Source organism: Lacibacter sp. (assembly GCF_035299325.1).
In the GTDB taxonomy this organism is placed as follows: Bacteria; Bacteroidota; Bacteroidia; order Chitinophagales; family Chitinophagaceae; genus Lacibacter.
Genome location: NZ_DATGWT010000027.1, coordinates 27,327 through 46,690, shown reverse-complemented (window position 1 = coordinate 46,690; position 19,364 = coordinate 27,327). Strand labels below are relative to the sequence as shown.

Here is a 19,364-nt window from a genome sequence, read left to right as displayed (position 1 = left end):
GCGGCATAAATATGAATTGTCGACTACTTTTTCTTTCCGAGATTAACCTGTACACCAAAGTTGAGATTGAGCGTTCCCGTCGAATATTTGATTTGTCTTTCCAAGTCTCTGTTATAAGTAAGTTGCGAAAACAGGCCAATTTTCGGAGTTACAAACCAGGCGACACCTGCTCCACCACCAGCATTCCAGCTAGCCGAAGTGTAACCTTGTGTATTTCCATTAACAAATTTTGTTTTTTCAGATAGCCAAATACGCTCTGCCTCTAGGGTAACATACGGCCTAACGGACTTTTTGCCGATGTAGTATTTTGAATATGACTGTATTCCAAAGCTGTTCGATATGCTCTTTGTATAATAACCGGACATCCGACCTCTTGTCATCCCAAATAAAACGCCTGCTCCAACTTCCCAATTGTCTTTTACAAAAAACCCAACATTGGGATTGAGTTCTATAGAGAAACTCTTGATTAAGCCGTTTGATATATTGCTGTGCTGCCCGCCACTATTGCTTCCAAATTGGCCATTAATATTAATGGTTCCTTTTTCTGTTTGTGCAATGGACGCAATACCTAAGGTGAGTAGCAGTGAGGTTAAGTAAAATGTTTTCATGATTATAAATTTTCAGCAAAGAAATTATCAGACTCTGTTATAAAAAAGCAAAGGGTTGAATATGTTTTTATTTTAACATATTCCGAAAGCAACAAAAAAGCCGCAGCTGTTTCCAACTGCGGCTACTTATTTAACATTTATACTTATCAACTTACTCCACTGTCTTCTCCGGTCTCATCATCGGGAACAACAACACATCCTGAATGGAAGGTTGGTTGGTCATCAACATACACAAACGATCGATACCAATACCAATACCGCTTGTTGGCGGCATACCATATTCCAATGCACGTAAGAAATCATAATCAATAAACATCGCTTCATCATCGCCACGCTCTTTCAGTTTCACCTGGTCTTCAAAACGGTCACGTTGATCAATAGGGTCATTCAACTCACTGTATGCATTCGCAACTTCTTTTCCGTTGATCATTAATTCAAAACGTTCTACCAATCCGGCTTTGCTGCGATGTTTCTTTGTAAGCGGACTCATCTCAACCGGGTAATCAATAATGAATGTTGGCTGAATACATTTTGCTTCGCTTGTTTCACTGAAAAGTTCATCGATCAACTTGCCTTTACCCATTGTGCCATCAACACGAATGTTGAGTTGCTTACACACATCACGCAAACCATCTTCTTCCAAGTTACTTACATCAATACCGGTATTTTCTTTAATGGCCTCGAATATAGAAATGCGTTTGAAAGGTGCTTTGAAACTGATATTTTTATCACCTACTGTTACATCGGTTGTGCCGTGCAATGCAATGGCGATTCGCTCCAACAGATTTTCTGTTACATTCATCATCCAGAAATAATCTTTGTAAGCGGTGTACCATTCAAGAATAGTGAATTCTGGATTATGTGTGCGGTCCATGCCCTCGTTACGGAAGTTGCGGCTGAACTCATACACCCAATCGAACCCACCAACGATCAAACGTTTTAAATAAAGTTCATTGGCAATACGCATGTACATGGGCACATCCAATGCGTTGTGATGTGTACTGAACGGACGTGCCGTTGCACCACCTGGAATGGTTTGCAATACCGGTGTATCAACTTCCAATGCACCATGTTCGTTCAGATATTCACGAATGGTATTGATCATGATGGTACGTTTTACAAACGTATCCTTCACTTGTGGATTAATGATGAGATCAGCATAACGCTGACGATATTTGAATTCAGGATCGGTTACTGCATCAAAGGTTTGTCCTTCTGCTTCTTTCACTACCGGTAATGGCTTCAGTGATTTTGTAAGCACAGTTAATTCTTTCACGTGCAAACTTGTTTCACCTGTTTTGGTGGTGAACACAAATCCTTTCACACCAATAATATCACCAATGTCTAATAATTTTTTAAACACAACATCGTAGAGCGTTTTGTCTTCCCCTGGGCAAATATCATCCCTGCGCACATAGATCTGCAAACGGCCATGACTATCCTGCAATACTGCAAAGCAGGCCTTGCCCATATCACGCACACTCATAATGCGGCCCGCAATACAAACATCCTTGTACTCTTCCTTTGTGTCTTCATTAAACCCGGCCTTAACGGCTGTTGAATAATGGGAAACCGGATATAAAGGTGCAGGGTATGCATCAATGCCCAGTTTAGTTAACTCAGCCAGTTTCTCTCTACGGATGATTTCCTGTTCGCTCAAATGTGTACTCATAACGATTGTTTGATGTAAAGCCTTGCTGTTGTTTGGCTTCTTTTTAACAGCCCGCAAAATTACCGTAAGTAGGGCATACCAGCAAAGCAAGTATCTTCGGCACAGAATATGCAACGTTTTGCATTGAAAAACCGTTTATTAATGAAAACAAACCGACAGATGAAAAAAATTATCCTCTCTCTTACCCTTGCGGTATTTCTTTTAAGTTCTTGTGAGGTATTAAGCCAGTTACCCGGCGCTTCGATGGGCACGCAGGTGACCGAAGGCGAAGCCGGTCAAGGTATTAAAGATGCATTAGGACAAGGACTGGGCCGTGCAGTTGTGAATCTTAACCAGACAAATGCCTTTTTTGGCAGCGATTTCTATAAAATTTTATTGCCACCTGAAGTGCAGAAAGTGGAGCGTACCCTCCGGAATATTGGGTTGGGCAGCACAGTTGACAAAGCCATTCTGCAGATCAATCGTGGAGCTGAAGATGCGGTTGGTTATGCCAAGCCGATTTTTATTGACGCCATTAAGCAAATGAGCATCAGCGACGCCATCAATATCATTCGTGGACCAAAAGATGGTGCAACGAATTATTTCCGTGAAAAAACAAGCGCTGCATTGATCGCTGCTTTTTCACCTTCTGTAAAAGCATCGTTGGATAAAGTAGAAGCAACAAAATATTATGGTGATTTGGTGAATGGTTATAACCGTTTGCCCACAACACGTAACAAGATCAATCCCGATCTTACAGCTTATGTGGTTGGTAAAACGGTGGATGCCTTGTTCGACCAGATCGCTAAAGAAGAACTGGAGATCCGTGAAAATCCATTGAAGCGCACAACAGAAATTATGAAGAAAGTGTTTGGTGCGAAGTGGTAAGCTAAGAGTAGAAAGAAGAGAAAAGAGAATAAAAGAGGGCTGCACTTGGTGCAGCCTTTTGCTTTTATATTGTTTCTCACTGATTTCACAGATCAGCACAGATCTAGATATTCAACTTCTGAAGACTCCTTTCTTTGTGACTCCGTGTCTTTGTGGTAAAAATTGTGAGCGAAGCGAACAACAAATCCTTTACTCCTTCTCCTCATTCAAACTCTTAGCTCTGCCTTTCACCTCATCAAACTTCGCATCATAATCATCACGCAGCGTTCCCAAAAGTCTATCCCAAAACAAAAAGTATAATCCATAATTACCGGTGAAGTATTGGTGATGCTGGTTATGTGTAACAGATGTGTTGATCCACCGACCGATCCACGTACGTTGAAAATTTTTAGGGAATAATTCCCAGCCCAAATGACCATACACATTGTAAAACATCTGGAACAAAAAGAAAAAGAACAGGTGGGCTTTAGTAACAGGTATGGTATAGATGAGTACGATCAAAATACTTACTTCAAGAACTGCTTCCAATGGATGAAAAGCAAAAGCTGCCCAAGGTGAAGGGTTGGTGCTTTTATGGTGAATGAGATGAAATATGCGGAACAGTTTGGGATGATGCATCAACCGGTGAATCCAATAGAAATAGGTATCGTGTATCAGCAACATTAACGGAAAAGCCAGCCAGAAATACAATTGTCCATACTGGTTGATGTCTTTATAAAACGTGGTTGTTTTTCTTATTTCTGCATGGCCAAGAAAGAACCAGGGCACAAATGCAAACAGGAACATGGTACAAAGCGAAAAGAAAATTTCCCGTTGGTAATCTTTGTTGGCAGGAAAGCGTAATTGAATTTTCCTGAATGCGATCTTCTTCTTCAGTAAAACATACCATAACAAAAAAGCCAGTCCGGCAATAACAATATATCGCAAACCAATTACCAGGAAATAACTGATCCATGTACCGTCGGGCTGAAGCATGCTGTAAAGTTAATGCAGGCTCCGGTTACCGCTAATGAAAATGGTTTGTGGGCATCTAATTTTTATTTGATCTGTTCTTATTGTGATGCCAAATCCTGAATTTATCAAACCGGGCTTTCTTGCCATCAATGACATATCGCTTTCGCTTAAACATCCGGAAAAGACTATACCCGAAGAGTAGTGGCGAAAGCCAAATCAGGAAATTAGCTTCACCCAATCCATTATTAAACACCGGGATCACACCAGTGAGCATAAGATAAATAACCGTCATTCCACCCAGGCTCAACAAAAAAACCAGCCAGTTTGCCTCCCTGTAACGGATTGAAATAATATCAGAATAAGGAATTTCCACCTGTTCATAAATAAATCCCTTCCTTACTTCTTTATTTGTTCCCGGGAGAATGTAGATGGAGCTGTCTGTTACATATTGCAGTTGCCCCAGGACTATTTTTCCTCCTGTTGTAATAACTTTTACAAACGGAAAGGTATCACGCTCATTCCAAACAGTTGCAGTTGCATAACTTTTCATTATAACAACAGTTAAGATCAACAAGGTAAATGTGTGTTTCATAGGTGGATGGTTAATTTGATTGAAGGAATTGTAACTCTGCTAATTCTGTTTCGTTGCATTTTTTTGATGACTTGTTCTGTTGTTGATACTGAAAATGCTCTTTTATTTTTTGATGATACAACAAAAAGAGGTTCACCGGTAACAATAGCGGCAATACCGGTTGTGAATGAACTGTTCTCTGTATGATGATTGCTGTTTGTCACCTTAGCTGTAACCGGTACTTCTTTTACGCTTGTTTTTACCATATTAGTACTTGCCGCAATTCTGGCTGCGCCAACCCCGGATAAGAGAAATCCTCTTGCGATAAAAATAATACCTCCAGTTGTTTGCCGGTTAGTTTTAAGCTGATACTGTTTTGCTGAAAGTATTTGAGTGGTGTCTGTGGGTATGGAAGATGCCGTAACGCTGTTTGCAAGCATAGCCACCAGCAGAATTAAGATAAACTTTTTCATACACAGAAGTTTGATAGTAGTTGATGATCGATACAGGTTTTACCCTGTTTCTTTTCTACCACTAAGCTATTTCCGGTCTGAAAAAGTTCCTAATTGATGTTTACATAATGAAAAATGAAGGTTTGCAATTTTTGCCGAACAACGTAACCGAAAAAGAATCTTTTATGAAAATATGCAATTAACTATCAGCCAGCAGTATCTGCCAAGCTTCGTTCACTTTTCCCGCATCTAATAATTCCTTTGCATACCTGTGCAGTTCCTGGTCCATTTCATCAGGATTAATAGAGAAATATTGAATGATATTTTTCAACCGCTCGTCTTCAAACGTTGCATCCACAGTTGGGTAGTCGTGTACATTGGCCAGTTGACCAAGATTGTTGCCGGTTAAGATATTGCTGTTACGGATCGTTTCCGGCAGGGCATCAATACCAATGCCGAGCTGTGTATTTGGTTTGGCTACATGAAATAAACTGTTCTCATCTACTTTGCAATACCAATCGCCGCCGAGGCGTGCAATATGATGCAGCTTCCGCTGGTCGATCATGGTACCTTCTGCATTAAGAATGCTTTCATCAACGTGCATGCGCAACACTTCGCAAATAACAAGATTGCCTGCACCACCTTCAGTGCCGAGTGGCTTTACTTCAATCACCTTGCATTCCATCTTCACTTTGCTTTCTTTTACCATTGGCGGCTTTACAACTGTTGCCACTTCTTCTGTAAATCCAGCTTTCACAAATTCGTTCACCTCTTTAGGAAATTCGCAGCTTGCTAAACTAACTTGTTGCACCATGTCATAATCAACGATGTTGATCACCACCTCCGGCACTTCTAACACATTCTGCAATGTATGTTTGGTAGTATTGTCTCTCACTCTTCGTGCCGGTGAAAACACAACAATGGGAGGGTTCGAAGAAAACAGATTAAAGAAACTGAAGGGGCTCAGGTTAACGTTCCCTGCTTTATCGATGGTTGATGCAAAACAAACGGGTCGTGGAGCAATTGCATGTTGCAGCCATTGTTGTTTTTGCATGGGAGCGAGCTGTTGTAAGTCAATAATCACTGTTACGAGTTAAATGTTATGGGTTACGGGTTTGTACACCCTGTAGTTTTGTTGAACGGGCTTTTTCATCGGTTATTCTGGTTTTTACTTTCTTCATCAGTTCGCCAATCTGGCTACTAAGCAACTTTGATTCATTACACATTTCTGACCCTTCTTTAACTTCAATAAATTTCATCCGAAGAATGAACCTTATCTTATTTCTTATTTCTCCACAAGAACCTTTTGCCATTCGAAGAAAACGATAAAAATCCGGGTTATTGTTATACTCAAAACCTTCGGCTATATTATCCGAAATAGAAAGAGCTGCACCTCTAAGCTGGTCTTTTAAACTAAAATCTTTCTGAATAAACTTATTTGATTCTGCCAGCTTGTAAATCTTTTCGGCAATCTCTTGTGCTTTTTGCCAAATAATCAAATCTTCGAAACAGGTGATTTTTGAATTCATAAATTAAAGTTTAGGTTAACGGGATGTACAAATTAATCAGCACAATCGAATTATGCAACCCTTAACCCATAACTCTTAACTCATAACTTCTTCTTAGCTAAGATCGAAAAATCATCCTCTTCGCTCACCATCGTATTACTCAATCTTCCTAATCCATCAATTTCCATTTCCACTATATCGCCTTCCTGTAACCATTGTTCTGTATAGTTCGGATCGTTGAATTTACCAGTGCCGTTGAGCTCTAAAAAACAACCTGTACCAACAGTACCGCTGCCAATAACATCACCGGGATAAAGATCAACACCATACGATGCACGTTCAATGATCTCTGCAAAAGTCCAATCCATATCAGCAACATTACCTGCGCTCACCTGTTTGCCGTTCACCCAACATTTCATATTCAAATTCCAGTTAAGACCGGTATGATTTTCTTTTGCGGGCACAACATGTTGTTGCAACTCATCGAGCGTTACCAACCATGGACCAATTGCTGTAGAAAAATCTTTTCCTTTTGCCGGACCAAGATTCAGCAGCATCTCTTCCATCTGTAAACGACGTGCACTGATATCATTCATGATCATCAATCCTGCAATGTATTCATCAGCTTCTTCTGCACGGATATTACGTCCGTGCTTACTGATAACAATCGCAACTTCCAATTCAAAGTCGAGCTTTTCAAAATGATCGGGCATGCAACGCACATCACCCGGGCCTTGTATGCTGTGATGATTGGTGAAATAAAAGATCGGGTATTGATCGAACTCAGGGATCATATCCACCTTACGATTTCTTCTGGCAGCTTCCACGTGCTGACGAAACGCATAACCATCCCTGCAACTCGGAGGCATAGGAACTGGTGCCAGCAATTGCACTTGCTCAACAGGCACAACATTACCCGGCATTAAGCGACCTTCCTGTACTGCTTTTAAACTTGCCTGGGCAAGTTCAAGATACTCATCCCAGTATTGCAGAAACATATTCATGCTTGTTGGCAGATCAGGATGTAGCGTGTCCATATCATACACAAGTCCGTTGTACAATGCCGCTAACTGTTCGTGTTCGTCTTTTAAGTAAGAGATCAATTTCATAATGGCAATAGTTTAATACTGAAGAGGCCAAAGGTAGAGAAATCAACAGCACAGAAAATTTGTTACCTTAATTCTATGAAGACCTTTGTTACCATTGCTATAATCATCCTTGTATTTGTTGCACTCAAAAACAAACCCGGGGCAGAAACTGCATGGATACGCATTAACCAACTCGGTTATTTACCCAACGGAGCCAAAGTAGCTGTTTGGTGCAGCAAAGGAGAGAAAGGAATCAGTTATTGGGAATTGGTTGATGCAGGCAATAACAAAGTAGTATACAAAGGAACTGCCGGAAAAAACTTTGGCGCTTACGGACCATTTCAACAAACACATCGTTTAAATTTTTCTGCATTTAAAAAAACAGGGAAGTATTATTTGAAAACAGGCAACACGGTATCTCCTGTATTTACAATTGGTGAGGATGTTTATAAAGGAACTGCTGATTTCTGTTTACGCTATATGCGGCAACAACGGAGTGGCTTCAATCCGTTTCTGAAAGACAGTTGTCATACACAAGATGGTTACACATTGTATGGAGCAGCTGCCGGTTTACCCGATAGTACATACATCGATGTAAGTGGTGGCTGGCACGACGCAAGTGATTATTTACAATACTCCACTACCAGCGCCAATGCAACGTATCATCTGCTGATGGCGTATCGTGATTTCCCAACTGTGTTTACTGATGAAAAACTGGCGAATGGCTTAGATGGAAAAAATAATCTGCCCGATGTTTTGGATGAAGCCAAATGGGGGTTGAACTGGTTGTTGAAAATGCATCCACGTGATGATTGGATGTTTAACCAGTTAGGTGATGACAGAGATCATATCAGCATGCGTATTCCAAAAATGGACAGCCAGTATGGAAGAGGCTTTCAACGACCCGTCTATTTTATTAATGGAGAAAAACAACAACGTGGAAAATTTTTAAACAATACAACCGGAACAAGTTCAACTGCGGCGAAGTTTGCAAGTGCGTTTGCGTTGGGGTTTGAGTTATTTGGGAAAATCGATCGTGATTATTCTAATGAATTGGCGATTAAATCTTCTACTTCCTTTGCTTATAGTTCAAAAAATAAAGGAGTAACACAAACGGCATCTGTAAAGGCCCCATACATTTATGCAGAGGATAATTGGAAAGATGACGTTGAACTTGCCCACATCCAAATATATAATAGCCAGGAAAATAATCTTGAAAACTACAGATCCATATCCATTACGGCTCATCCAACACCTCCCTCCAAAGAGTTGGTTAACGCTTCTTATAAATATGCAATTCAAGAACCCATCACCCCTTGGCTTGGTGCTGATACCGCCAATCACTACCAATGGTATCCATTTATCAATCTTGGACATTACGAATTAGCAAAGCAATTAAAAGATAGCCGCAGAGATACCATCATTGGTTTTTACAAAGAGGGCATCAATCGTGTCTGGAGCAAAGCCAAACAAAATGCTTTCTATAGGGGCGTTCCGTTTATTTGGTGCAGCAACAACTTAACCGTTTCATTCGCCATGCAATGTTACTGGTACGGGCAATTAACCAACGATCAGCAATTTGCAGAACTGGAGCAAGCCAATATCGATTGGCTCTTTGGTTGCAACCCGTGGGGCACAAGTATGGTATATGGTTTACCTGCCTGGGGCGATACACCTGTTGATCCGCACAGTGCATTTACCCATCTGAAAAATTATCCGATCGATGGCGGTTTGATAGACGGACCGGTTTATACCAACATCTTCAAAAGCTTAATTGGCTTGAAACTATACCAGCCTGATGAGTATGAGCAATTCCAAAGTGAGTTAGCAGTGTATCATGATGACTATGGTGATTACAGCACCAACGAACCAACCATGGACGGCACCGCATCACTCATTTATTTGCTGGCAGCGATGGAGGCGCAAAGCAAGCCAAAAAAGTAAACGCCTCCGCAGGAGGCTTTCGTTATGATCGTGGAGCTGTGGTGCGTGGCGATACAACAAAGAAAGAGTTAGCGCTTGTGTTCACCGGTCATGAGTTTGCTGATGGCGGAACAAAGATTCTGCAAACATTGAAGCAACAAAATATAAAAGCCTCTTTCTTTTTTACAGGAGATTTCTATCGGAACAAAAACTTTCAGCCGCTTATTCAGCAACTCAAAAAAGATGGTCATTATCTTGGCGCACATTCCGATAAACATTTGCTTTATACGGATTGGAACAAACGTGACAGCCTGCTTGTTAGTAAACAGCAATTCAAAAAAGATCTGCTGCAGAATTATGCAGAGATGAATAGTTACGGCATCAGCAAAACAAAAGCAAGTTTCTTTCTTCCTCCATACGAATGGTTTAATGATTCAATAACTGTTTGGACAAAACAACTTGGCTTGCAACTCATCAATTACTCGCAGGGCACAAGATCAGCAGCAGATTATACTTGGCCCGAATTACCGAACTATCAAAGTAGTGAAGCCATTTATCAATCTATCTTTAACTATGAGCAATCAAAACCTTCAGGCTTGAATGGCTTTATTCTTTTGTTACACATCGGCACGGATCCAAGGCGAAGCGACAAATTTTATCATCTTTTGCCGCAATTAATTCAACAAATCAAAACAAAAGGTTATAAGCTGAAACGGATTGATGAAATTTTGAAATGATCTCTGCGATCAACTCCTTTTCTCCTTTCTCTCCCGATAGTTATCGGGATAAATACGCTAAAAAATTCCACTTACATTTGCTTTCTATGATCACTTCTATTAACGACTTCAAAAACGTTTTCTTCATTGGCGTTGCCGGCACCGGCATGAGTGCCATTGCGCAATATTTAAAAGGCATTGGTAAAGAAGTAAGTGGAAGCGACCGCTACTTTCATCCGGGTGAACCAAATGAAACAAAAGAAAAGCTGGAAGCAGAAGGAATCCTTTGCTTTTTGCAAAATGGAGAAGGCATTACTACTGCAACTGATCTCGTCGTGGTATCAACTGCTGTTGAAGATACCGTTGAAGAAGTGATCAAAGCCAAACAACTGAACATTCCTATCATCAAACGTGCAGAGTTGTTAGCCATTATTGCCAGAAGTAAAAAAACAATTGCAGTTGGCGGCACCAGTGGCAAATCAACCACCAGTGCCATGTTGTTTGATATATTGCAACATGCAGGTATGCAACCCAGCATCATTAGTGGTGCAGGATTAACCAGTATCATCAAAGAAGGAAAGATCGGCAATGCAAAAGTAGGTAGTGGAGATTGGCTGGTAATTGAAGCCGATGAAAGCGATGGCAGTATTGTAAACTATACTCCCAAAGTTGGTTTACTCATCAACATTGATAAGGATCATAAAGAGATCGATACACTCATTGAAATTTTTGAACAGTTCAAAAAGAATACCTCACAATTCTTCGTTGTGAACCAATCGCATGCGTTAGCAAAAAAATTATCAGCAAATCCGGCACATAATTTTTCAGTTGATGTAAACGATGATGCTGCTTATCATGCAACCGGTTTTAAACAGGATGGTTTCAGCATTTCATTCAACATTCAAAAAAGCGGAGGGCAATCACTCATCACTGATCACTCATCATTCATTCTGCACTCTCTCGGCAAACACAATATGGAAAACGCCCTTGCTGCTGCAACAGTTGCTCATCTCATCGGCGTTCCATTGCAAACAGCTGCCGAAGCGTTGAAAAATTATGAAGGCATTTACCGTCGCCACCAGATCATCGGGCAAAAGAATAGTGTTTGGCTGATCGATGATTATGCACACAACCCGGCCAAATGTGCGGCAAGCATTGAAGCTTGTCAGCCATTGGCAAAAAAGGTCATCGCCTGGTTTCAGCCGCATGGTTACGGACCAACAAAATTCCTGCGCAACGATTTTGTAGAAGAGATCCGTAAGGCCCTGCGCCCGGAAGATGAAATATGGATGAGCGAAATTTTTTATGCCGGTGGCACTGCCGTAAAAGATATTTCAGCCAATGATCTTATCAACGATCTCAAGGCAAAAGGGTCACAAGCCTTTTTTGTTGAAAACAGGAACGATCTGGTTGCAGCCCTTCGTCCGCATTTTACAGAAGATTGTGTGTTGCTGCTCATGGGTGCACGTGACCCCGGACTGGAGCAGTTTGCAAAAACGGTATGGGAACAGTTGTGAGATGTCTGATTTCTGATGCAGGAACTATGATTGAGAGTAATTTGGAATTTGGATTTTGGACATTTGGTTTTCCTGTGCCTTGTTCCTTGAACCTTGTGCCTTGTTCCTTTCAACCTGGATTTTAGATTTTGGACATTGGGTTTTCTTTTTGTTTTCAATTGTAAAAATTTAGTTGCATCTGACGTCTATCAGCCTCACAAGGCTTGCCGTTCCTCAAATTGGCCTAAATTTGTGCCGCTTACAACTGATTAGTGTAAAAAAGGCAAACATGAAGATGAATATCGAAACAGCAATTCCTATCGTGGATGGCACAACCATCACCCGTAAAGAATTTACCGAAAAGTACCTCAAACCCCAGAAGCCTGTTATTCTTCGTGGCTTATGGAAACAATATCCTGCTTACGAAAAGTGGACGATGGATTATTTCAAACAATCCATGGGCGATATAAAAGTGAAGCTGTTCAGCACCAAAAAAGCCAACCCAAGTGAAACATTAAGTGTGGCACATGCTGAAATGAAGTTCAATGAGTATCTTGATCTCATCGAAAAAGAACCCACCGATCTGCGTTTGTTCCTGTTCCCCGTTTTCAAACACAAACCCGAACTGTTGAAAGACTTTGGGTACCCAAACATCACGGGCCGTTACATCAAAATACCATTTATGTTTTTCGGGCCGAAACATTCGGTAACCCGTATGCATATGGATATTGATATGAGCAATGTGTTTCTCACACAGTTTGTTGGCAAACGTCGGGTGGTATTATTCCCTCCTGATCAAAGTGATTTTTTATATCGGTTACCGTTTAACGTGCATGGTTTGGTGGATATTGATAAGCCCGATTTTGAAACATATCCTGCCATGCAATATGCAAAAGGTTACACCGGTTACCTGGAGTATGGCGACACCTTGTATATGCCTAGTGGCTACTGGCACCATATTGAATATGCTGAAGGTGGGTTTGGTTTATCCGTACGTACCATTGGCGCAAGCGTGGGTACCATCCTGACAGGTTTATGGAACGTAACCCTGCAACGTAAGTTCGATGATATCATGTTCAAGATACGTGGACAAAAATGGTTTAACTACAAAAAGCAACTGGCCATTAAACGTGCAGAGAAAGCGATGCAGAAGATACAGGCCGCAGCTTTGCAATAAAAGAAATCAATTAAGGAAAGGGTTGCAATTCGCAGCCCTTTTTTTATTCTCATAATTTCCGGAAGAAAGTTATTTTTATCTATCACTTAACCACCCTCTATGCCTCAGGACGAAAACGGTAGTCTTTCAGTTACCTACACTATCATTGGCATCAATGTTCTTGTTTTTATGATCATGGGGTTACAGGGCGCAGGTATTTTCGAAGCAAATGGTTTGGTGCATCTTCGCTGGGGAAGCAATTACGGGCCGCTTACAGCAAGCGGCGATTGGTGGCGATTGTTTACCGCAATTTTTCTTCATTTCGGTATTCTCCATCTTGCGTTTAATATGTATGCACTTTTTTCTATTGCTGCATATCTCGAACCGATGTTGGGAAAACTACGGTACATCACTGCTTATTTATGTTGCGGCATACTCGCCAGTCTTGCAAGTTTATGGTGGCATACTGATTCAGTAAACAGTGCCGGTGCATCCGGTGCTGCGTATGGAATGTATGGTGTATTCCTGGCATTGCTTACAACGAACATCATTGCTAAAAAAGCACGAAAGCCATTATTACAAAGTATTGTGATCTTCGTGCTTTTCAATCTTGCTTACGGACTGAAGGGGGGCATTGACAGTGCTGCTCATATAGGAGGATTGGTAAGTGGCGCCATCATCGGTTACTTGTTTGCTTTCAGTATCAAAAAAGAACAGAAAAAACAAACTGCTTCATGGGCTGTGCCTGCAATTGTTGTGCTGAGTGTGTTGATTTGTGGTTGGTATCTGCAGCAAAACAAAGTAACAGCAGAAGTGCGCAACAATGTTCTTCGTGATATAAAAAACGATAGCTACCCCGATGTAGATCGTTTCAAAGAATTGTATGAGCAATTTGTGATTGTACAGGATGACGCCTTGCAGATCTATCATCAACATGGCGACAACCTCTCGAGTTTACCTAAACCGGTACAGGAACAATTCAAGCATAAGCTTGATCAGGCAAACAGCATTGCGGTAAAAATGATGAACCTGAACGTGGGTGACGAAATGAAAGAATTAGCAGCAACGGTTAACCGGTATGTTGAATTACGCAAAAAGGAAATGGAGCTCACCATGCGAATTTCAGAACAGCCAACCAATGCTGACACGCTGAACCAGGAGCGGGAACTGGTGAAGAAGGAAATTGATAAAGAATTGCTTAAACTAAAATAAAAGAGGGCGACCAATGGTCGCCCTCTCGTTACTTATCAGGCCATAACACTTTGACCTTCCCAATCATCTTTTATTTTTCTGAGTTTAATTGCATAAGGAATCAGTAATAATAATTCCAACCTTAGTGATAATACAAATCCATTTCCTTCTTTAAAAAATGGATAACCAAACATTACAAATCCACAAATAACAATTCCAATAAGAGCGTCTACAATTCCCAACTTTATAGCCCACCCAGTTTCTTTCAACAAACCAATAGAAACAACCCCTTTCAACAAAAAAAGACCCATAAGTAAAAGACCAGTGATGGACAGTGGTCCATTTGTTTCAATTCCATAAAGTGACATATGAAAACCGAAACCTAAGAAAGCAACAACTAAGCTTATCGGAACTAGCAATCCAAAAATCAAGAAGATCCACATGAACACTTTAATCCACCAGGGAAGAAGCTTAGATCGTTTGATTTGCGAATTAGTAATTATTTCAGTAAGGACGTCTGGCTGATGTTCCATAGAGTTCATAAACAAATCAAACATTTACGCTCCTCTTTGTGCGCCGCCAACATGCTTTCCGGCATTACTTGACGTTTTTGTATTTGCCTTTCCGCCTCCTTTTGGTGCAATAAACATGGATGATTTATTACCTGCCGGCGCATTTTTCTTTTTGTCTTTTTTATTCTTTCCTGTATTAAACAACGACATAACTATGAGTTTTAGTGAATAATAATAGTGGGTTCGTTTGACGCTGCAAACGGACGTGAATATACCAATTCTTTTTTTGAGCCACAAAGACACGAGGCTAAAGAAAACCCAAAATCCAATGAAAGTCACAAGGGACAAGGTACAAGTTCAAGTTACAAATCATAAATCCAATATCAGAAATCAGCCATCTTCTTCAGTCTCTTAACTTATCTTCGTTCTAATGGTAGAAGTTGGTCAATATAACCGTCTTATCGTAAAGCGTTTGAAAGATGCCGGAGCTTATCTTGATGATGGAGCTGAAGGCATCCTGCTACCAAAGCGTTTTGTGCCACGTGGCACAAGAGCGGGCGATGAATTAACGGTGTTTGTTTACCACGATGGTGAAGACCGGTTGATCGCTACCACACAACACCCAACCGCCGTAGTGGGCGATTTTGCTTTGATGAAAGTTGTAGGTACCAGCCCGCATGGTGCTTTTTTAGATTGGGGTTTGATGAAAGACCTGTTTGTACCCAAGAGCAAACAAATTTCAGCCATGCGTTTGGGTGGCGAATATTTGGTGCATGTATATATCGATGAGCAAACAGGTCGTGCAGCAGCATCGCAATACATTGAACATTTACTGAGCAATGAAGAACTGACAGTAAAAGAAAAAGATGAAGTGGAGTTGATCATCTATCGGCAGACAGAATTAGGCTGGTCGGTCATCATCAACAAAAAACACATCGGGCTTTTATTTTTCAGTGATGTGTTTCAACCACTCAACATTGGTGATAAAGTAACAGGCTACATTAAAACCATTCGTGAGGATGGAAAGATCGATGTAGGTATTGGCAAACAAGGTTACCAGCGTGTAGAAGATGAAGCACAAAAAATCATGCGTCTGCTTGCAGAAGGAAACGGCTATCTCCCCTACCATGATAAAAGCGATCCCGAAGAGATCTACAATTTCTTCGGCATGAGTAAGAAAGCATTCAAAATGACCATTGGCAAACTCTATAAAGAGAAAAAGATAGAGTTAACGAAAACCGGAATTAAAGCGGTAGAACAATAAGTAATTTAATTTCTCTACAATATTGTTAGCTTAACTGCTTTTAGTGTTTGTTGTTTCCCGGTTTTAATCACCAATACATAATTCCCCGCCTGTAATCTGTTACTGAATTGTATTTGCTTTGTTTGCCCCGGGCTCCACATCAGCATATTACTTTCAATTAATCTTCCTTCCGTGTTATACAACAACCACTGGTAACGGCCCGCTTCTGTATTACCAAGATCAACTGCCACCATATTGGAAAGAACAGGATTAGGAAACAGCTTAAACCCTTCTACTCTTACCGGTTCATCAACTGAAGTAACAACACCCGTTTTAAGGAGCACAGTTTGTATGTATGCGTTTTCATCCAGGTCGGTTAAGTCGACATTTGAATTTCTTACACCCACTCTGCTATTAAAGAAAACAGGCGACCCTTGTGACGTGTATGCAAAGCTGATTAATGAATCGTTATAAATATCACATCCAAGCATTGTTTCCAAATATGGAGAAGCCACTCTGAATACTTTTTTGGCAACAAAATTTGTATCGAACTGAATTGTAACTGCATCTGACATACCTGCATTGCCCACATTTACGGTATCTATCACAAGCGGACCAAAATTGCTTCCCGAAGCATAAAGCATTTTATTATGTGCCTTTAAAGAAGTAAACACAAAGTCTGGCTTAACCTCACTTCTGGAATTGAAAACCCGATGTTTGTAATAATTTAAATCTGTGTCCATTCCCAGGATGAAACTTAGGTAACTGCTACTATCAGTTATAATGCGGTTATTGTTGAAATAAATGGAGTCTTTTAAATTAGATTTTCCAAGCAATAAAAAAATCTTATTATTTACTTGTGCGCTTGTTTTGTATATAGAGTTTAAAGGACCAATGGTTGCAGAACCATTCATACTAAAAAAGCTTGTATTTGCGACCAGCAGGTATAATTTATTACCCGTACTGGTGGGCAGGGGATTTGTTACAGAATAATTGGTTGCTGCACTTAATCCATTGTGAAAGCTAAACGTATTTCCTGACGGACTCTGACTCAGGTTACTAACCCATAAAATTTTAAAGCTCTTTGCCAGCGTATCTGTGATTAGTTCTGTCGGCAATGTCAAGGATGTATTTGCAGACGCTGAAAACTTAACTGCATCCAATATGTTTCCAGAAGTGTCGAACCTTGCAACATACATGCCTGATGTGCTCGTAAATGATTTCCCCGGCACGTTAAGCGCTGTGGAAGTTCCCACACTTGCAACTGCCAGGCTTCCATCAGAAAAAACATCAAACATAGGCGCTGCACTAAAAGGCGCTGGTAAGAACAGTACTTTAAACTTTCCGTCTTTATCAAATATTAAAAAGCCGGTTGTTTGCGGCGGGTTTGATGTTACGAAATAAATAGATGTATCAATTCGAATATAATTATTCGTTCCACTATTACGTGGCCCAACCAATGCAAATGAAACATAGACCATTTCATTTCTTGTGGCAATTTTTTGAATTTGAAAATTAGCGAAGCTGTGATTTAATCTTTTATACCAACTTACCTGGTCCTTCTTATTCATGCCTACAAAAAACAAATCACTTTTCGCCAGGTTGCTGACAATATTTGTTGAATCAATATCAAGCGCAGTTTTGCCTTTCGCCAGTCCAACGATGGCCTTACTGCCATCGGAAAAATATTTCACATAGTTAGTAATTTCACCTCTGTCCGCATTCGTTTTCATTCCACCGCTTAAAACATTGAGTGAAGTATCTACTATCCATGGATTCCATATATTATCGATAAGATGTAAAAAATAAAGCTTCCCTTTCCTTTGCGTAAAAAAAGCAGGTGTTACCGTGGGGCTTTCATAAAGCGTATGATCTCCAAGCCAGGTTACTTTACTATCGCTCAAATCTTTTCTTGTTCTAACTACAAAGCTTTTGCTGGGCCCGGCAAAGTCAATTTTAGCTTTTAACCCATAGACTAAATCAACCTCTTGTGTCTGTGGGCTGATACCTTTCACGGGCAAGGCATTATTCATTCCAGTTATACGGCCACGGAAATAATAATAATTACTATCGGCTGCTGTATGACTTAAACCGACTCTAAGAACAAAACCACCTATTCGCTGAATATTTAAAGGTTTTACTTTGGCTGTTACAAAGTTTGTGTCCATTACTACAAGCAAACTTTGGTCACCCACAGGTACATTAAAACCATCGAGTGTATAGCTCCCTGTATTACCGGAGCCAGCTAAAATCATGAACAAAGAATCGCCTTTTTCAGACATTGTAAATCCAGTATTCTCCAGCCATAAAGTATAACCATACCCTTCCCCATTTGGATTTAATATTTTATACTGAATGTCTGAAAAAGAGGTATCGGTTTTTATCAGCAGTTGGTAATTTGATCGAACGGGAAAGTTAATTGTTTGAGAAGCAAACTGCATACTTTCGGTAGTTGCTGTATTGAGCAAAAATATCAGTTTATTGTTAGCAGCCGGAGCAGAGTTGATTAACGTAGGGTTTGTAGAACCGGGCGGTGAGGAGCTCAACAATTTATGGCCTTTGAAAGTGCCGTCCGTAGCCATGTAAAGAAAAAATGCTCTATTGGTTGAAGCAGCATTTTCCAACAATGATTCTTCGAAGTAAAGCGAAGCTGTATTCATATTGTTTTGTACTCCATAAACATAAAGAATGTCGGATGATGGCATAAGCTTTGGAAACGGTAGTGAGTTTTTTCTTACCCACTGAATTCCTCCAGCAGTTGTATCAATTTTTAAGATAAGTGAAGTAGGAATACTTGACGAGTAAATATTATAGGTTACATCATCAATTTCTGTCGCTTGATAAATCATCATGCTTAGATAAAGCGATCCGTGATGAAACACAAAACTTGAAAAAAGATCTGTACCGGTATCACCAATCTTTTTGGCCCATACAACCTGGCCATTGGTATTCGTTTTTACAACAAATAAATCTTCAACACCATTACTTGTAAACAATGTTTGATTATTAATGACAAGTGCACCTTTAAATGTTCCGGCATAATAAATATTCCCAGCGCTGTCAGTTGCCTGTGCCTGCATTTGCGAGGAGGGTTCCTGGTAACCCAGCAATTGATTCGATAATGTTTGACTGAAAATTGAAAACGAAATAAGGAGGGTAACGGCAAGAAGTATAGATTTCTTCATAGCATCTGTTTATTGGGTACTAAAAATAGTGCATTCATGTAGAAAAAATACAGCAGACTCAACGGAACAGTGTCCTTGAATTCATATTTTCCAGACTACTGTTTTTCAAAAATTCATCTGTTACGCAGTTGTATAAATTGTTACTCATTTATAATAAAAAACAGCGCACTAAAAAGAGTGCACTGTAGAATAAAGTCGAATAATAATAAAAAGAAAAACCAG

The 19,364-nt window shown here is 40.3% G+C and carries 18 protein-coding genes; 7 read left to right on the top strand and 11 right to left on the bottom strand.

The annotated features are described in order from the left end of the window. Positions 1-23: 23 nt before the first annotated feature. Together VK159_RS16185 and lysS are read right to left on the bottom strand one after the other, a co-directional pair. Positions 24-608 (bottom strand): outer membrane beta-barrel protein, encoded by a 585-nt coding sequence (locus VK159_RS16185; protein ID WP_324231204.1) that lies wholly within the window; start codon positions 606-608, stop codon positions 24-26. 151 nt (positions 609-759) lie between these two features. Then, positions 760-2,280 (bottom strand): lysine--tRNA ligase, encoded by a 1,521-nt coding sequence (gene lysS, locus VK159_RS16180; protein ID WP_324231203.1) that lies wholly within the window; start codon positions 2,278-2,280, stop codon positions 760-762. Positions 2,281-2,439: 159 nt separating this feature from the next. Here lysS and VK159_RS16175 point away from each other — a divergent pair, with 159 nt between their 5' ends. Continuing rightward, on the top strand, positions 2,440-3,147 hold the full coding sequence (locus VK159_RS16175) for a DUF4197 domain-containing protein (RefSeq protein ID WP_324231202.1): 708 nt from the start codon (positions 2,440-2,442) through the stop codon (positions 3,145-3,147). Between the two features lie 189 nt (positions 3,148-3,336). Here VK159_RS16175 and VK159_RS16170 read toward each other — a convergent pair whose 3' ends face one another. The 6 genes from VK159_RS16170 to VK159_RS16145 all read right to left on the bottom strand — a co-directional run bounded on the left by VK159_RS16170 (position 3,337) and on the right by VK159_RS16145 (position 7,741). Then, the gene (locus VK159_RS16170) at positions 3,337-4,122 is read right to left on the bottom strand and encodes a sterol desaturase family protein (RefSeq protein ID WP_324231201.1); all 786 of its coding nucleotides are present in this window, start codon (positions 4,120-4,122) and stop codon (positions 3,337-3,339) included. A gap of 55 nt (positions 4,123-4,177) precedes the next feature. Next, positions 4,178-4,693: a hypothetical protein gene (locus tag VK159_RS16165; protein WP_324231200.1), complete on the bottom strand. Its 516-nt coding sequence runs from the start codon at positions 4,691-4,693 to the stop codon at positions 4,178-4,180. Continuing rightward, a complete protein-coding gene (locus VK159_RS16160) occupies positions 4,690-5,145 on the bottom strand; it encodes a hypothetical protein (RefSeq protein ID WP_324231199.1) in 456 nt (151 codons plus the stop codon). The genes VK159_RS16165 and VK159_RS16160 overlap by 4 nt, the downstream gene beginning before the upstream one ends. A 178-nt stretch (positions 5,146-5,323) precedes the next feature. After that, positions 5,324-6,178: a flavin reductase family protein gene (locus VK159_RS16155; protein ID WP_324231198.1), complete on the bottom strand. Its 855-nt coding sequence runs from the start codon at positions 6,176-6,178 to the stop codon at positions 5,324-5,326. Between the two features lie 46 nt (positions 6,179-6,224). Beyond that, a complete protein-coding gene (locus VK159_RS16150; RefSeq protein WP_324231197.1) occupies positions 6,225-6,653 on the bottom strand; it encodes a four helix bundle protein in 429 nt (142 codons plus the stop codon). Positions 6,654-6,733: 80 nt separating this feature from the next. Further along, the gene (locus tag VK159_RS16145; RefSeq protein WP_324231196.1) at positions 6,734-7,741 is read right to left on the bottom strand and encodes a fumarylacetoacetate hydrolase family protein; all 1,008 of its coding nucleotides are present in this window, start codon (positions 7,739-7,741) and stop codon (positions 6,734-6,736) included. Between the two features lie 75 nt (positions 7,742-7,816). Here VK159_RS16145 and VK159_RS16140 point away from each other — a divergent pair, with 75 nt between their 5' ends. From VK159_RS16140 to VK159_RS16120, 5 genes are all read left to right on the top strand, one after another. After that, positions 7,817-9,664 carry a glycoside hydrolase family 9 protein gene (locus VK159_RS16140; RefSeq protein ID WP_324231195.1) on the top strand — a complete coding sequence of 616 codons (1,848 nt, stop codon included), beginning with the start codon at positions 7,817-7,819 and terminating at the stop codon, positions 9,662-9,664. 38 nt (positions 9,665-9,702) lie between these two features. Further along, positions 9,703-10,380: a polysaccharide deacetylase family protein gene (locus tag VK159_RS16135; RefSeq protein WP_324231194.1), complete on the top strand. Its 678-nt coding sequence runs from the start codon at positions 9,703-9,705 to the stop codon at positions 10,378-10,380. Then, positions 10,377-11,876: a UDP-N-acetylmuramate--L-alanine ligase gene (locus tag VK159_RS16130; protein WP_324231193.1), complete on the top strand. Its 1,500-nt coding sequence runs from the start codon at positions 10,377-10,379 to the stop codon at positions 11,874-11,876. The genes VK159_RS16135 and VK159_RS16130 overlap by 4 nt, the downstream gene beginning before the upstream one ends. A 268-nt stretch (positions 11,877-12,144) precedes the next feature. Further along, positions 12,145-13,032 carry a cupin-like domain-containing protein gene (locus tag VK159_RS16125; RefSeq protein WP_324231192.1) on the top strand — a complete coding sequence of 296 codons (888 nt, stop codon included), beginning with the start codon at positions 12,145-12,147 and terminating at the stop codon, positions 13,030-13,032. A 99-nt stretch (positions 13,033-13,131) separates the two neighbouring features. Beyond that, positions 13,132-14,223 (top strand): rhomboid family intramembrane serine protease, encoded by a 1,092-nt coding sequence (locus VK159_RS16120; RefSeq protein ID WP_324231191.1) that lies wholly within the window; start codon positions 13,132-13,134, stop codon positions 14,221-14,223. 35 nt (positions 14,224-14,258) lie between these two features. On the opposite strand, the gene VK159_RS16115 is transcribed toward VK159_RS16120, so the two are convergent. Beyond that, entirely contained in the window at positions 14,259-14,744 is a 486-nt protein-coding gene (locus tag VK159_RS16115) for a hypothetical protein (RefSeq protein ID WP_324231190.1), read from the bottom strand. Positions 14,745-14,759: 15 nt separating this feature from the next. After that, positions 14,760-14,924, bottom strand: a complete 165-nt coding sequence (locus VK159_RS16110) for a hypothetical protein (protein WP_182803083.1) — start codon at positions 14,922-14,924, stop codon at positions 14,760-14,762. 220 nt (positions 14,925-15,144) lie between these two features. Between VK159_RS16110 and VK159_RS16105 the strand changes: the two genes are divergently transcribed. Beyond that, positions 15,145-15,978: a CvfB family protein gene (locus VK159_RS16105; protein WP_324231189.1), complete on the top strand. Its 834-nt coding sequence runs from the start codon at positions 15,145-15,147 to the stop codon at positions 15,976-15,978. Between the two features lie 14 nt (positions 15,979-15,992). Here the strand turns inward: VK159_RS16105 and VK159_RS16100 are convergent, their stop codons facing one another. After that, positions 15,993-19,142 carry a T9SS type A sorting domain-containing protein gene (locus VK159_RS16100; protein WP_324231188.1) on the bottom strand — a complete coding sequence of 1,050 codons (3,150 nt, stop codon included), beginning with the start codon at positions 19,140-19,142 and terminating at the stop codon, positions 15,993-15,995. Between the last annotated feature and the right edge of the window lie 222 nt (positions 19,143-19,364).